This window comes from Rhodoflexus sp., from assembly GCF_053489755.1.
The window spans coordinates 55296-69263 of record NZ_JBRCHD010000015.1; the positions used below are offsets into that span (position 1 = coordinate 55296).

Annotated in this window: 15 protein-coding genes and 1 pseudogene; 3 read left to right on the forward strand and 13 right to left on the reverse strand. The window is 44.0% G+C overall.

Annotation, left to right across the window (positions count from 1 at the left end):
• The first annotated feature begins 239 nt into the window (after positions 1 to 239).
• The gene (locus ACWIP2_RS03560; RefSeq protein ID WP_448518526.1) at positions 240 to 968 is read left to right on the forward strand and encodes a glycosyltransferase family 2 protein; all 729 of its coding nucleotides are present in this window, start codon (positions 240 to 242) and stop codon (positions 966 to 968) included.
• A 145-nt stretch (positions 969 to 1113) separates the two neighbouring features.
• On the opposite strand, the gene ACWIP2_RS03565 is transcribed toward ACWIP2_RS03560, so the two are convergent.
• Positions 1114 to 1482, reverse strand: coding sequence for a hypothetical protein (locus ACWIP2_RS03565; protein WP_448518527.1), 369 nt, complete (start codon positions 1480 to 1482; stop codon positions 1114 to 1116).
• A 280-nt stretch (positions 1483 to 1762) separates the two neighbouring features.
• Here ACWIP2_RS03565 and ACWIP2_RS03570 point away from each other — a divergent pair, with 280 nt between their 5' ends.
• Positions 1763 to 2611 (forward strand): histidine kinase dimerization/phospho-acceptor domain-containing protein, encoded by an 849-nt coding sequence (locus tag ACWIP2_RS03570; RefSeq protein ID WP_448518528.1) that lies wholly within the window; start codon positions 1763 to 1765, stop codon positions 2609 to 2611.
• A 273-nt stretch (positions 2612 to 2884) separates the two neighbouring features.
• Here ACWIP2_RS03570 and ACWIP2_RS03575 read toward each other — a convergent pair whose 3' ends face one another.
• The 10 genes and pseudogenes from ACWIP2_RS03575 to ACWIP2_RS03620 form a co-directional block, all read right to left on the reverse strand.
• Positions 2885 to 3313, reverse strand: a complete 429-nt coding sequence (locus ACWIP2_RS03575; protein ID WP_448518529.1) for a hypothetical protein — start codon at positions 3311 to 3313, stop codon at positions 2885 to 2887.
• A gap of 12 nt (positions 3314 to 3325) precedes the next feature.
• Positions 3326 to 3745, reverse strand: a complete 420-nt coding sequence (locus ACWIP2_RS03580; protein WP_448518530.1) for a hypothetical protein — start codon at positions 3743 to 3745, stop codon at positions 3326 to 3328.
• Between the two features lie 341 nt (positions 3746 to 4086).
• Positions 4087 to 6780, reverse strand: coding sequence for a hypothetical protein (locus ACWIP2_RS03585; protein ID WP_448518531.1), 2694 nt, complete (start codon positions 6778 to 6780; stop codon positions 4087 to 4089).
• Between the two features lie 22 nt (positions 6781 to 6802).
• Positions 6803 to 7285: a GLPGLI family protein gene (locus ACWIP2_RS03590; protein WP_448518532.1), complete on the reverse strand. Its 483-nt coding sequence runs from the start codon at positions 7283 to 7285 to the stop codon at positions 6803 to 6805.
• Positions 7286 to 7611: 326 nt separating this feature from the next.
• Complete coding sequence (locus ACWIP2_RS03595; RefSeq protein ID WP_448518533.1) at positions 7612 to 8292, reverse strand: GLPGLI family protein; 681 nt, start codon at positions 8290 to 8292, stop codon at positions 7612 to 7614.
• Between the two features lie 99 nt (positions 8293 to 8391).
• Positions 8392 to 8649, reverse strand: a complete 258-nt coding sequence (locus ACWIP2_RS03600; RefSeq protein ID WP_448518534.1) for a hypothetical protein — start codon at positions 8647 to 8649, stop codon at positions 8392 to 8394.
• A 308-nt stretch (positions 8650 to 8957) separates the two neighbouring features.
• Positions 8958 to 9800: a HipA domain-containing protein gene (locus ACWIP2_RS03605; protein WP_448518535.1), complete on the reverse strand. Its 843-nt coding sequence runs from the start codon at positions 9798 to 9800 to the stop codon at positions 8958 to 8960.
• 101 nt (positions 9801 to 9901) lie between these two features.
• Positions 9902 to 10231 (reverse strand): HipA N-terminal domain-containing protein, encoded by a 330-nt coding sequence (locus ACWIP2_RS03610; RefSeq protein ID WP_448518536.1) that lies wholly within the window; start codon positions 10229 to 10231, stop codon positions 9902 to 9904.
• A 5-nt stretch (positions 10232 to 10236) separates the two neighbouring features.
• Entirely contained in the window at positions 10237 to 10437 is a 201-nt protein-coding gene (locus ACWIP2_RS03615; protein WP_448518537.1) for a helix-turn-helix transcriptional regulator, read from the reverse strand.
• Between the two features lie 127 nt (positions 10438 to 10564).
• Positions 10565 to 10711, reverse strand: a pseudogene (locus ACWIP2_RS03620) (hypothetical protein); the annotation flags it as partial.
• Between the two features lie 590 nt (positions 10712 to 11301).
• On the opposite strand from ACWIP2_RS03620, the gene ACWIP2_RS03625 reads away from it, so the two are divergent.
• Complete coding sequence (locus ACWIP2_RS03625; protein ID WP_448518538.1) at positions 11302 to 12033, forward strand: GvpL/GvpF family gas vesicle protein; 732 nt, start codon at positions 11302 to 11304, stop codon at positions 12031 to 12033.
• Between the two features lie 275 nt (positions 12034 to 12308).
• Here the strand turns inward: ACWIP2_RS03625 and ACWIP2_RS03630 are convergent, their stop codons facing one another.
• Together ACWIP2_RS03630 and ACWIP2_RS03635 are read right to left on the reverse strand one after the other, a co-directional pair.
• Positions 12309 to 12791, reverse strand: a complete 483-nt coding sequence (locus tag ACWIP2_RS03630; RefSeq protein WP_448518539.1) for a WbuC family cupin fold metalloprotein — start codon at positions 12789 to 12791, stop codon at positions 12309 to 12311.
• Between the two features lie 25 nt (positions 12792 to 12816).
• A complete protein-coding gene (locus ACWIP2_RS03635) occupies positions 12817 to 13851 on the reverse strand; it encodes an ABC transporter permease (protein WP_448518540.1) in 1035 nt (344 codons plus the stop codon).
• Positions 13852 to 13968: the final 117 nt, after the last annotated feature.

Sequence of the window (13968 nt, forward strand, 5' to 3'; positions counted from 1 at the left end):
CGTTATGTGCTGTAATTATACCTTACCGTTGTACTTGCCTCTTTCCAGCCAGATACCTACGGAAATAGATACGGCAAATAAGGTAATGAAGAAGATATAAGCAGCCAATTCCATGGTTTCCATAATAAAAGCGGTTATTTGAGCGATTGAATCCTATTGCAAAAATACACTGTACAAGCCTATTTTGTGCGCAGTTACAGGCATTTTTCCGTAACTCACAGGGCTTCATATCTTTTCAAATGAAAATTTCGAAACTTTCCATCGTTATTCCTGCTTACAACGAAGAGCGCACCATTCATCTGATTCTGGATAAAATTAAGAGTGTCAAACTCACCAATGATATTGCCAAAGAGGTCATTATTATCAACGACTGCTCCAAAGACGATACCGAAGGCGCTATCCTCCGCTACATGGCAGCCAATCCTGAAATGGATATTCAATACTACAAACATGAAATTAACAAAGGCAAAGGCGCTGCGCTGCACACGGGTATTAGCAAGGCTTCAGGCGAATATCTGATTATTCAGGATGCCGATTTGGAGTATGATCCGAAGGAATATAACCTGCTGCTCCAGCCTATTCTGGACGGCTTTGCCGATGTGGTTTATGGCTCGCGATTCATGGGCGGCAATCCGCACCGCGTGCTGTTTTTCCTCCACTCTATCGGCAACCAGATCCTCACTTTCGTTTCCAACATGTTCACTAATCTGAACCTGACCGACATGGAAACCTGTTACAAGATGTTCCGCACTGATATTATCCAAAAAATCAAGTTAAAGGAAAATCGCTTTGGGTTTGAGCCTGAAGTAACGGCAAAAATTGCCCGCGTCCCCAAAATCCGCATCTACGAAGTCGGCATCTCCTACTACGGCAGAACCTACGAAGAAGGCAAAAAAATCGGCTGGAAAGATGGTGTCCGCGCCTTCTACTGTATATTGAAATACAATATTTTCGATCGCTCTATGTAGTTGAATAAAAAAAGGCTGTCCAAAAAGTAACATAGACTTTAGTCTGTGATCGTTGAAATACTTGATAATCAGACGATTACAGACTGAAGTCTGTGCTACATATAGCCTTTCTGGACAGCCTCTCTCAACTGATTATTTCTTCAGGTTACTTTACCAACATATAGTAAGCAATGTTGCCATGTACAGTCAGCAACTCGGAACCTGCGGGCAGATCAGCCTGCTCGTTTGCATTGCAGCAGTACACCAGATTACCTGATAAGTCGTATACGCGAACTTCGTGCTGAGGCTTGTTCAGATTATTTACTGAACGCGCCGGTACCTCAAAGGTTTTGTGCACATAGGCTTGTATTTCTGCCAGAAATTCTTCCTGAATAGCATCTAATGACGAAGTCAGTATTTGCGTTTTCGGATTATTATTTTTAGCTTCGCCAGCGAAGGGTTTTTTATCGCTCGCAATGGCTTGAGCGCTTACAAAAGTCAAAACAAGAGCGAGAGTTGTGAATATATTTTTCATGGTTGAATCAGATTGTGTTTAGGTATCATTATCTGTTGGCATAATGATTGCTATTTAGATGCCAAATTGTTCAATTAGTTGATTATCAATTAATTGCATTTAAGCTATTGTCTGTTTTTCATACAAAAGTGTACATTAGTGATCTACTTATTGTACGAAAATGGACAGTTCTTTCCTTTTTTGCCCGATTCCTGTCTGATTATTTGTTCTTGTGATGCCTTTCTGCTAATTTATATCTAAATAAGATGCAGTAAGAATTTTCCTATAAACTCGGCATCGCTTGGAACAGCAGCAGCTTAAATTGGAAAGTAACATTACGCAGGCGCTCATGATCGGGCTGATCGGCAGTAATTCAATATACTTAGTGCGCGACATACTCGTTTCGGACTATTCTGTACTCACATGGGGCAGCGTACTGCTCGTACTGTTTAGCGCAACCAGCATCTACCTGATCCGGGTACATCAGCTTTTTGAAAAAATATATTTTCCCGCGCTGCTGATCATACATGCAATACACGTAGGTATTTTTTTCTACATCAACGGCTTTAACAGTACGCTTGCTCTTGACTTTATCAATATCGGTTTTGTCATTGTATTTGCCGGTTCGGGTTGGCAACGGCGGGTACTGGCATCAATCTTCATCGTCTCTCTCAGCGGGCTGATGCTCTATCAGGCTTTTGGACCGGTCATTACAGATTATTACAATGATAATATTGTACTGGATACCGTCCTTCACATTGGAGTATCGCTGTATCTGGCCTATGCAATCAAAAAAGCATACACGCGCTTCCAAATGACGATTGAAAAGACCAACAAAGAGTTGAGCACCAGCAATGCGGAGCTACAAAGCGCTAACGAAGAAATCAGTTTGCTCAACGAGCAGTTGGAAGAAGAGGTACAACGCAAAAGCAGCGAGGCACATGACCGCCGCCTGCGCCTGATTCACTACGCTTCCAAAAATGCACATGAAGTACGCGCGCCGCTGGTACGCATCATGGGCTTGGTGGAAATTCTGCGGATGGAAACACCAAAAGACCCCGCCGAACTGCGCTATCTGATTCGTCTGATTGACAATAATGCCAAAGAAATGAACAGTATTTTGAGTGAAGTCAGCAGGGTTTTTAGATGAGGGGGAAGAATAATTTTACTACGACATAATTCTTTGAGCGTTATTTTTTTTTGCCCATGTAGTCCTTTTGGTACTTTTTTAACAAGTATCGGGTCGTGAGGGATGTCAAAACAGCTTGTGCGATTGAAATGTAAAAGCCTGCATCATTTACGTTAAAACTGCCATGAGGCATTAGCCACATAAACAGGATTGACATGCAAATAATATCAAACCATTGACTGAAAAACAGTTGCTTTAATTTTGACTGCATCATCTTTTGAATGTAAGGTTGAGTTAAAAACAAGTACGATACAAACTTGCAGCAATTCCACCAATCGCACTGTATGTAAATCCTGATGCAAATCCCATGACGGCTCCACCAACACACCCGCTTGCCGCACCTATTGGGCCAGCCACCATCCCACCTGTACAACCAGTCTTGGCTCCAAGGTAGCCCCCTATAAGTCCACCTGCTACAGCACTAGCTGCAACATCACCCCAGTTAACCGAACAGCCCTCTACACGCGCAGTAGGTATATCAGCGCCATATTTGACCTGACTTACAATGTGTGCAATCCGTTCATAGCCGCCTTCTTCTAAGAACTCAATAAGCGCCAATATGGATGTGCTTACTGACAGTAATTTAATCTTTTCTTCGCGGGTGAGTGTGGAAACTACTACTTTTTCCTGAAAATTTAATGTCAACTTTCTGGCATCATACATTTCCTGTACTGTCTAAAACTTTTCAAAGAAAGGTTTTACCAATTTCATCTGTTGTTCATTGTAAAGTTGGCTTAGGCTTGTGCTGTTCACAAATTGCGGCACCTTGGAGTCGCTGTATGCTGACAGTGTTCTTATGCCAAAAGAACTTGAAAACGAAGTAACAAACTCATCAGATGCGACAAAATAAGAGTTTCTCATTTCATTCAATACATCACCGACGATTCCTTTTTCATTGATCAGTAATTCATTAGATGGGTTAAGGATGAGATTACTTTTAAGCGCTGAAGCTGCCGTAACAAGTCCCTTCTTGTAAGAAGTTTTCATGTGCATAATCTCTTTTGCAAAGTCTTGCTGAGGCGCAATTTCATTGGACTGGTTACAAGCAGAGATAATTAGCAGAGAAGCCAATAAAGAAAAAAGATACTTTTTCATTTTTAATTTGATTTAGGTTGATACGCCATTGTTAAAGCCCACGGCGCAAAAAGTCTATTCATTCTTGCGCAGGAATTGAATACGCAATAATACCCCCCCCACTAAAACTCAAACCCAAATCACGGTTTTTAACATTTTTTAACGTTAATTTTTGTTGTTTAAACACCTTAATTATTGTCAAAACAATAGTTAAGGTGCTAAATCATCTGATAATGATACTTAAGACGGCTGTTTTGTGGATTAAATATACCGAAAAATAGTAATTGAGGTATCTACAATAAAATATACTGCTGAATTAATAAGCTAATTCAGCAGTATGAAATAGATAAAATGGCGGCAGGTTAATCTACAGTCCAGGTGAGTCCCATGCGCACATAGCGGGCAAATACTACCTGTGCATCTGTGCTGAGCAACAGCGGCTGCTGGTCTTGACGAATAAATGTGCGATTGTTGAGCAAATTATCACCTTCGGCAAAAATGCGAATCTTACCCAGCCGATAGCGAACCGTGCAGGCTAAGTTGGTAAAATTTGCTTGTTGCGCACCCGAAAAATGCACATATCGCACGGCAGGCTCTACAATCAGCTTTTCGGAAAACCACTCGGAGTACAGTTCCAGAGCGGAAGAAAACATGTGCTGTACCGTTAGCAAGTTGCCCAAGTCCGAACTGAAACCAAAGCGCGATATTTTATTTTCCCATTCATAGCCAAAACGTTTTTGGGGCGAACGGTACTCCAACTTTAAACCGTGCTGCCTGCGCGAAGTAAGAACCCGATAAGGCTGATTCGTTACTTGCTCAATATTTTCCATGTAGTTCTGCATCAATGAGTGAACAGTATTGACAGTGAGTGGCGATTTTTTAAACTGCTTATCTACCTGAAACTCGCTTAGGTAAAATCCTCCCGGAAGTTGGTTGTAAAATCCGGCAATGAAAGGCGCAGCGCCAAGCAAAAACTGCTCTCCCTTAAATGTGCGACCATGCGCACCTGCCAGCGAAAAAGTCCAGCCTTTTTCGGGAATCAATTTGTAGAAAGAAATATTGGCAACTCGCTCCGGTCGCGGCTCAAATGCCATCTGGCGGGTGAGCGTAATCTGCCGAAAGTCGCGCAGGTCGTGCCCAAACATCAGCGCTGCCAGTGGGAATACGCTCAGGCTTTGCTGGAAGCGCATATTTATATTGATGAAACCATTCCACATACCGGAAAACATGAATTCAGGCATTGCCATACGCGACATCTGCGCACTGCTGTCGGGAAAGGACATCAGCCCCAGCCCCCACTGCTGCTCAAAGCGCAAACGACCGAAAGAGGCTTCATGGCTGGCATAGGGCTGCCATTTGGTATAGCTCAGGGTGAGTTGCCGCCCGCTGAATATGGAAGCCGGTAACAAACTGCGTCCGTTTTCGCTAAAACTGAAAGCATTTTTTTCGCTGCCCAACTGCTGGTATTGTGCCTGCAAGCCCGCGCTCCAAGTACCGATGCGCGACTGGTACTGTGCCTTTGCCTCAGAAAGCAGCATATGACTGATTTGTCGGCTATCCTGACCAAAATTATTGACCAGACTACCTGTGTCATCTTGCAAAAAGCGGATGTAAGAAGTGTCGTTGTGGCTGAGCCTGTGGTCAAAACGGCTGCTGACCCGCGCATAAGAGGTTTTGAATTGCAAACCCAGCGAAGGGCTTAACTCGTACTCTATCAGGGCATTGGGTATCACAGAAAAACGCGCTGTCTCTTGCCTGAACTGATAAAACAAGGCTTGCAGCGTTTCGTCATTGGCAGTGCGGCGGTTCTTGTCTGTGTAGGTCAGGTTCATGTCTATGCGGGTTTTCAGGCGTTCGGTATCGTAGCGCCACTCCAATTTATTCAGGCTTTCCAAATCCTCGGAAAGTTGCTGCTGCACAAAGGAAGCGCCTGCTCCGCTTTGCAGAAAACGCCACTCAGAACTGCGGTCAATACCCAATCGGCTAAACGTATTGTAGGAGCCGATGTAGAAATCGGCTTGCGGCGAAAATGAATATTTGGAAGTAAGCCCCACAATATTGCGCTCGTTGCGCGAATAGTCTTTGAAACCGTACAAAGTCTGATTGTAACCTTCGCGCTGCATCAGTTCTGCAAAATCGGCAGGCAGTTGAAATAATTTACCCATTGCCTCATCGCCAATGTTGCGAATTTCATAAATAGAAATTTCCTGATTGCCCAATAAATCTCTTTCAGCAAAAAAATGTGTCGCTGACTTTTCTTTGATACTGAAAAAGTTTACATAAGCGCCCGGCAACAGTCGTTGGCTTTGCAAGCCTGCGGTTGCCCGCAAACGCCCGAACAGCGAATTGTCCAACTCATCTTTCAGTTTGATGTCTAACACCATGATTTCTTTGCTGTCCAACAAACTGTTTTTGAGTTTTTTACTCTGCTCTTTCTTCCTGATTTCAACGTTTTCAATGCGCGAAGGATCTAACGACCGCGTAAGAACAGCCGCACCGGTACTGTTAAATTCTTTGCCATTGATGAGTACTTTGTCTATTTGACGGTCTTCAAATTCCAGTTCTCCATCTGCACGAACTTTGAACCCGGGCATTTTTCGCAGTACATCTTCCAGCGTTTCATCGCCTGCCTGCTGCCAATGCGTAATGTCGTAGATAATTGTATCTTTTTTGACGATGATGGGCGAAGGTGCCTTAATTTCAATTTCATCCAACACAACCGAGCGCGGTATAAGAACAGCCTTGATACGAATTGTATCTTTGCCTGCCTCTGCAAGCAGTATAGTCTGCTCGTATTCCTTATAGCTCAAATGCCTGATTTTCAGGATAATTACTCGGGGTTCTTTTTGATAGCTGAGCGTAAAGTTACCCTGCGGATTGCTTTGGGTAAATGCCAGCACCTGCTTGCTGTTCACGGGTAAAACGCTAATCACGCTGCCGCCGACGGGCTGCCCCGTTTCCTGATCAGTAACCTGACCGCTGATGATTACCTGTGAAAAAAGTAGAGAAGGAACACCCAGCAATAAGCTGAGCGCTAAGTAAAAGATAGCTTTCATGGAAAAATTTACTTATTGTTGGTTATCCCGATGTTTTCTTGTATTTTTTCACCTCCGACTTTGGCGGTTCAGTTCTTTCAATCAACTGTCGGGGAACCTCAATGCCGTCCCAATCGGGTTTTAACGCTCGTTCGGGCGTAGTTTTTTCATCTGCCAGCAAAATTTCAAAACCGCCCATTTGCCCTTCATAACCGATGCCCATAATCAAACCGGGCAGACCATGCAGAAATGCTACACGAGACCTAAAATCATGAGAACCAAAACTGATGGGAATATCAGGCGCATACCATACAATTCTTACATCATCTACATCAGATTCGCTATGCAAAATGGCTTTCTGACAAACCACTCCATTGATTGTGCGCGTTTCGCCCTCTGAAAGTTCCCAGTCCAATGAGTTAGAAGTAAAGCGGCTGATTAACTTGGTTCCATCTGATAAAATGCGCTGCACCGTATGCTCCTGCGTAGCATTGTTGTAGTAATGGCGGACATTTTCAAAGTACAAATAAGTAGTTACATAAGTAACTTAAGTAACTTTCTTTTGTTCTGTTTTCTGAATACGTTCATACAAGATCTCATCGCCACAAACCGTAAGTTTAGCTTCTGAAATGGTTGTCCCCTGAAATTGGTTAAGTACGCGGTATTCGCGGCATTGCGCCCTAAGCATTGTTACAAAACCAAATAACAAGGCAAAAGAGAGAAGAATTTTTTCATGGTTTTAGTTAAAATTACCAAATAATAGAAATATCAAAGTAAGTTGTAAAATCGCTTCTCGTCAATGAACTCTTATTGAGGCACGCGCCGTTGCACGCGCCGTTGCACGCGCAAAAGTTATTTTGTTGCTTTCTTGTACTTGTTAACCTCCGACTTCGGCGGATCGTCTCTTTCAATTAGCGTATGCGGTACTTCAATGCCGTCCCAGTTGGGTTTTAACGTGCGTTCGGGCATCTTTTTTTTATCTGCCAGCAGTATTTCAAAACCAGTCATGGTTCCTCCATAACTGATTCCCATAATCAGTCCGGGAAGACCTTGTAGAAATACGGTACGCGAATGAAAACTGTGCGGGCCGAAGCTGATAGGAATTTCAGGCGCATACCACACTGTTATCAACTCATCGGACTTAGGGTCAAGCAACGTAGCCTTCTGACAGGCAACCCCATCAATTTTACGAGTTTCGCCGCCGGAAAGAACCCACGGCAATTGCTTGGAAGTAAAGCGGCTAACTAATTTTGTTCCGTCCTGAAGAATCCGCTGCACGATATGCTCCTGCGTAGCATTGTTGTAATAGTGGCGGACATTTTCAAAGTATAAATGCATGACTGCACTGGCAACTTTTTTCCGCTCGGCTTTTTGTATGCGCTCGTATATTACCTCATTGCCACAAACCGTAAGTTTAGCTTCTGAAATAATATTTCCCTGGTCTTGATTAAGTACCCGATATTCATAGCATTGCGCCGATAATATTGTTGTGTAAAAAAACAACAATATGGCAGAGAGAAGTATCTTTCTCATGGTTTTAGTTGGTAAGAGTTGAATAAGTTTATTGAAGGAGAGAAGCGTAGGCAAAAGCTACGCTTCTCTTTGGGAAATGCACTACAGGTTAATACTCATCTATAGTTTTTGCTTTGGCTTGGGTGCAGGACAATCACAGAGCCAGCATTCTTTGATTAATTTCCCATTAGAATCGTATATCCTGCAATAAACTGCAAAATCACCATATGCAGCTGTTTTCTGCTGAGTACTTTTCTCCGTTGTTACAACAGAAGTAGCCTTTTCATTAACAGGTTTCACAGGATTAGTAGAGTTGTTTGCATACGACGCAAAAGACAGACCCATTGACAAGGTCAACAGCAAGATTGCTTTTTTCATTTTTAAGTAAGTTTAAAATTGATACGCCATTGTTAAAGCCCACGGCGCAAAAAGGTTATTCATTCTTGCGCAGGAATTGAATACGCAATAATATCCCCCCTCACACTAAAATTCAAACCCAAATCACGGTTTTTAACACTTTTTAACGTTAATTTTTGTTGTTTAAACACATAAATTATTGTCAAAACAATAGTTAAGGTGCTAAATTATCGGATAATGACGTTTAATACGGCTATTTTATGGATTAAAAGTGCTGAAAGGTTTAGATAGTGGTAATATCGCTTGTTAAAACTTGTTCGTAAAGATTATCAGCTTTGATGAAGCATATGCAGGCGAGTGCAACGTTCTATAAGTAGGTCTTTATAGGCTTGCTTCATCGTATCTTGTAAAAAACTTTGCTCTATCCACTTTAACCATTTCGGATAAGCCTGCATCATTTTGTTCAGCATGCCTGCATATTGCTTATCAGTCATTCCTGAATTGCGGCAAGCCGATTCAAAATCACTTGCTTTGATTTTTCTTTTCTTCCCGTTGAGTGTAAGTGCAAGCTCCTCACTGTCAGCAGGATTAACAAGCGCAGTAGCCACCATATCATAGGCAGGCGACAGCTGAATAGCATCAGGCAAATAGATGAGTGAAAAATTTTTCAGGTGCATATCTGCATTGCCTGTCAGGAAAGAAAATAGCACCTGCTCAAAAAAGTTAACAATATCTAAGCCCGGTGTGGTAGAAAATCGCTTAATGGCTTTGGCTATCTGCTCATATGAGCCACGGTATTTGTGTTCTGTCAGATTTTCGGTAAGCTGACAGAAGTCTTCCATGTGTTGTTTACCTGCCCGAGTGCGGTCTATCCTGCGGGTAATGTAGGCAAGCTCACCTGATTGAAGATAAATGAGACTGTGCGGCACAGTACTGATACCTGCCGCAGCTGCCATTTTCATTGTTAAATCCTCTATTTCAGGAAGTTGTGGATAAATCTGATGCGGGGGTTTCAGGATATAATTTCCCCAGAGACCTACAATAGTCAGACGACCGGGCTGCGTTTTCTTCTCCAGCTCTAAAGACAATTTGGGCTGTACACCGCTAAGGGCAATATGACGTGCTATTGACTGTACAGCCATCTGCTCCATATCATCAAGTGTGTAAGGCAAAACAGGCGGCAGTGGTTGTTGGAAAATTTTTTTGCAACAGGATTTGTGATATATACTGTCGGTTTCTTCCACTATTGTCTGATAACAAAAAAGACATTTTTTCATGCAATTTCTATTGAATCATTTTCAATACTTACGGCTCCGATACAATCCCGACAACATGCTAACAACAGCCCCATGCGGTCGCGAGGATTCAACTTCCAATTTTTTTCAACAATGTGCAGCAACCAGCCCTCCGGTATCAGTCCGTCAAAAAAAGGAAAGAGTACCTTGCTGTGAAATGCCTCAGACTGCAAAGGCAGTGTCAAACTAATTGATACCGCATCAGATAGTTGTAAATAATCTGCATCATATTGAAAATGATAACCATCCTCATCTTCAATCAGTCTGCCTGCTGTGCGGTCGTATATCTTTACCTGTGCTGTTCTCATGATGATTAGCCCCGTTTTTGCAGTACCGCACCTACCTCATAGCCAAAAAGTTGCAACACCTGATTGACTTTATCTAATCGTAGCGTTGATTTGCCGCGCTCCAGTTCGCGAATGAAGCGCAGACCAACGCCTGCCTTGATTGCCAGTTCGGGCTGTGTAAGACCTACCTGTTTGCGCTTTTGACGTACCAGTTCGTGAATTTGCATAACTGTCTGATTGATACCCTTTCGGGTACTAAAATAGCAATTTTTTACTATTTCGTACCTTTTCGGGTACTATTTTGTTGCATAATTAGCTGAATATACCCTTTCGGGTACTAACTAAGTCGTCCATTTACTCCTCTGCAAGGCGGAAAACAACCCTTCGGCTAGGTTGGCGGACTGTTGCCGTATCGCCGAGGCCTTTGACGTGCAGGCGATTAACTGTGATGCCGCAACTGACTAAATAATTGGCAACGCGCTGTGCGCGGCTCGTAGAAAGTCGCCGTTTGTAGTCTTATATACCATTTTTGTCGGTATAAACTTCTATTTGTAAATATAGCTGCAACTAATCTGCCAGACTGTCCAAGGCTGGAAAAGATGCAGGCAAAGGATTTGGGATTGCTTATGTCTTCAAAATCGGGATTATGCCATTGTGAATTGCATAATAGGTCAATCAAGGCTGCCTAAAAAGGCTGAATGCAGCATGACTTTAGTCTGTAGCTATTTGATTATCAAGTAATTAACAAATCACAAACTAAAGTCCGTGTTGCTTTTTGGACAGCCTCACAAAGCAGAAAAAAAGGAACAGGGATGATTTCAATGCTACCCAATGCAATCCCTACGAGATAAAACTGCAAGGCGCTGTGCCGCTGCAACTGAACAGTACAGCTTTATTATCAGCGCCAAGAGAAAGAGGAATCGGAAAGGCATTAAAGGCATTTTTATGGTTTCACATAGGCATGATGCTACTAAAAATCAATTTGTTACAATCCGGTTGTCAAAAAATGCGCAGGGGCAGACCATAATCGGAAACCTGTACACAATATTTAGCGCAAACTGCTATTTTTACAGCAGATAATCAAGCAGGTTTTGCATTACTCTTCTGTTTATGTTTACGGAATTGCAGATGCTGCATTTCCCTTAGACTCTTTCGGTGGCAAGGTTAATCTGATAGCTGTTTCTAACCAGGTTAATTTGCCGCTTTATTTGATCGTAAGTAAAGCAGGCACTGCGGTTGATCCATCGTTTCATCAGGAGGTACTGTTGCGTGCCGGGCAGTACACGGGTGTAGTACCTGTTTTTCCCGGCGTTACACTGAGCGACCCGGGTCATTTTTTGAGAGATCTGCTAACGCTATATCCGCAAATAAGCGACAAGATCAATCTTTTTCGCAATACCAATTGCTGGCATCTTGCCCTATACTTGGCCGATGAATTTGCCTTTTACACGGCTATCAAACACCCTGAACTGGAACAGATAGACCTGAAAAGCCTGACCGCTCCTCCATCGCAGTTGCAGGAACTTCGAAGCAAGCGGGAAGCTATTTGCCGTCGGTTGCTTTCCTATGAAACTACTGCCATTACTGCCGGACTTGTGAACAGGCTCGAAGGAATATTTAGCTATATCCGCTCTATTCCGCTCGTACACGGGGCGCTATCAGGGCGTTCAAACGAGATGATCGGTCGTTTTGCGATGCTCGTGCCGCAGGTAAAAACCGAAAAAGTAGGGCTTGTTTTGCAACAGGCTCGCCACGAATTGCATCCCAAAGGCATTCATTTGGAACTTTCAGGACCATGGCCTCCCTACTTTTTTATGGACTAATAGGTAATTTGTGAAGTTCTTAACGGAGCAACGAAGAAGTTGGCATACGAAGCTGCCTAAAAAGGCTGAATGCAGCATGACTTTAGTCTGTAGCTATTTGATTATCAAGTAATTAACAAATCACAAACTAAAGTCCGTGTTGCTTTTTGGACAGCCATGTGTGCAATGGAGCAATGAGAAAAGAGGGCAATTGTTATCCTACCGATATTAAACCCCGTCGGGGTGATTGACCCATCACGCGATTCATAATGGTATAATAAGAACATTGGACAATACTACTGTGCTGCGATAATTTGTACCCAATCTGCCAACGTGTTGAGGTAAGAGATACATTCGCTGCTGCCCTCGGCAGGCGACCAAGGGGCAAACTGTTTGTCGGTAGCTGCGTCGTAGGGCCCGTCCTTGAGTTCATAGCAAACCGTTCCGCTTTCCATGACCAACAGCGTATGGTAAGTACCCGCAGGAATTTCGACCCCGAGGCAGTCGCCGCCTGCTGTTAGTATGCTGCATTGCTGCGGCGTTCCTTTTGTATCGAAAGTAATGACGGCTACTTTTCCGCTCAAGATGATAAATGCTTCGCGTTTATCGGGGTTTTCGTGTTTGTGTGGGCGGATATAAGTTCCCGGCTCCATTGCATTGAGCATCCGATTGATCGGGTCGGAAAGCGATGTATGGAAATTGTGGTTCATCCGCAGTCGCGGCGCGGCTCGTGCCTGTCTGCTTAGTTCGTTCAGCAGTTTTTTATCAATCCTAATCATGTAGTAAGTTGGTAAAATCGGTACTCTATTGCCATTTGTAGATGCGCAAGGCCAATGTAAACAAGATACTGCCTAAAACAAATAGAACAGTTGCGGGCAAGGCTACCTGCGCCAATCCGTAACCTTCGTTGAAAATGCTGCGGAGGTAGTCTGCCAGAAGCGTCAGCGGCAGCCACTTAATTAGGCTGACCAGTGGCTCGGGAAAACCCTGATAGCTGAAAAAGATCCCTGAAACAACAGTCATCGGCAGGGTGATGGCGTTGATCAGCCCGTTGGCGATCGAAGTCTTAGCCGTTCGGCTGGACATGAGGAAGGCCAGCCCCGAAAAAGCCCACGTACCTGCCAGCACAATCAGGGCAAAAGCCGCCCACGAGCCTTGCAGGACTACCCCAAAAAAGCTGTATGCAAAACCAATCATCAGCCCCAGTTCGAGCATCAGCAGCAGCAGGCGTGTAATCATTTGCGCCAGTAGGAAATCGGTTTTGCGCATAGGAGTGGCAGCAATGCGGCGCAGCAACTTCTTAACGCGATACTCGACCAGCGTCCAGCCGATACCCCAGATACAGGAATTCATAATACTCATTGCCAGCAATCCGGGTATGAGAAAATCTATGTAGCGGTAGCCTTGTGTAGTTACGGGGGCGATGGTCAGCGGCGGTGTGGTGGCAGTTTGGCGGAGTATCATATTTTCCAGCGCGTTGAAGGCTTGCCGGGCTTCGCTGTTGGCCGGATCGAAGCGAAAGGTAAAATCGCCGCTGCTGTCTTTGGCTACGAGCAGCAGTATTTCGCCGCGTTTGAGCGCCGTCATAGCTGCCTCTGCACTCATCTGCCGGATAGCAAACTGTGGCTGACCTTCGCGCGGCAACTGGTAAAGGCTTTGCAGCAGCGGCGGCATCTCCCCTACCTCAATGGCAATGACATAGATCGGCTCGCTGCGGTTGCTGAAACCAAGCCCCAGCGCACCTGCCAAGCCCAGCGGGAATACGAGCGTCCAGAAAAGCGCGCCCGGCTCGCGCCAAAACTGCCGCAGCTCGGTTAAAATTAGTTGCCAAAGCGCCATAATCTTACAAGTTTTTTTCGAGTCTTTATCTGTATTACTTGCGTGTAAATACTTGATAAAGGGCAAAATCAGATTTTTCAGATTTTTTAAACGTTAATTTTTGGATTAAAAATTACA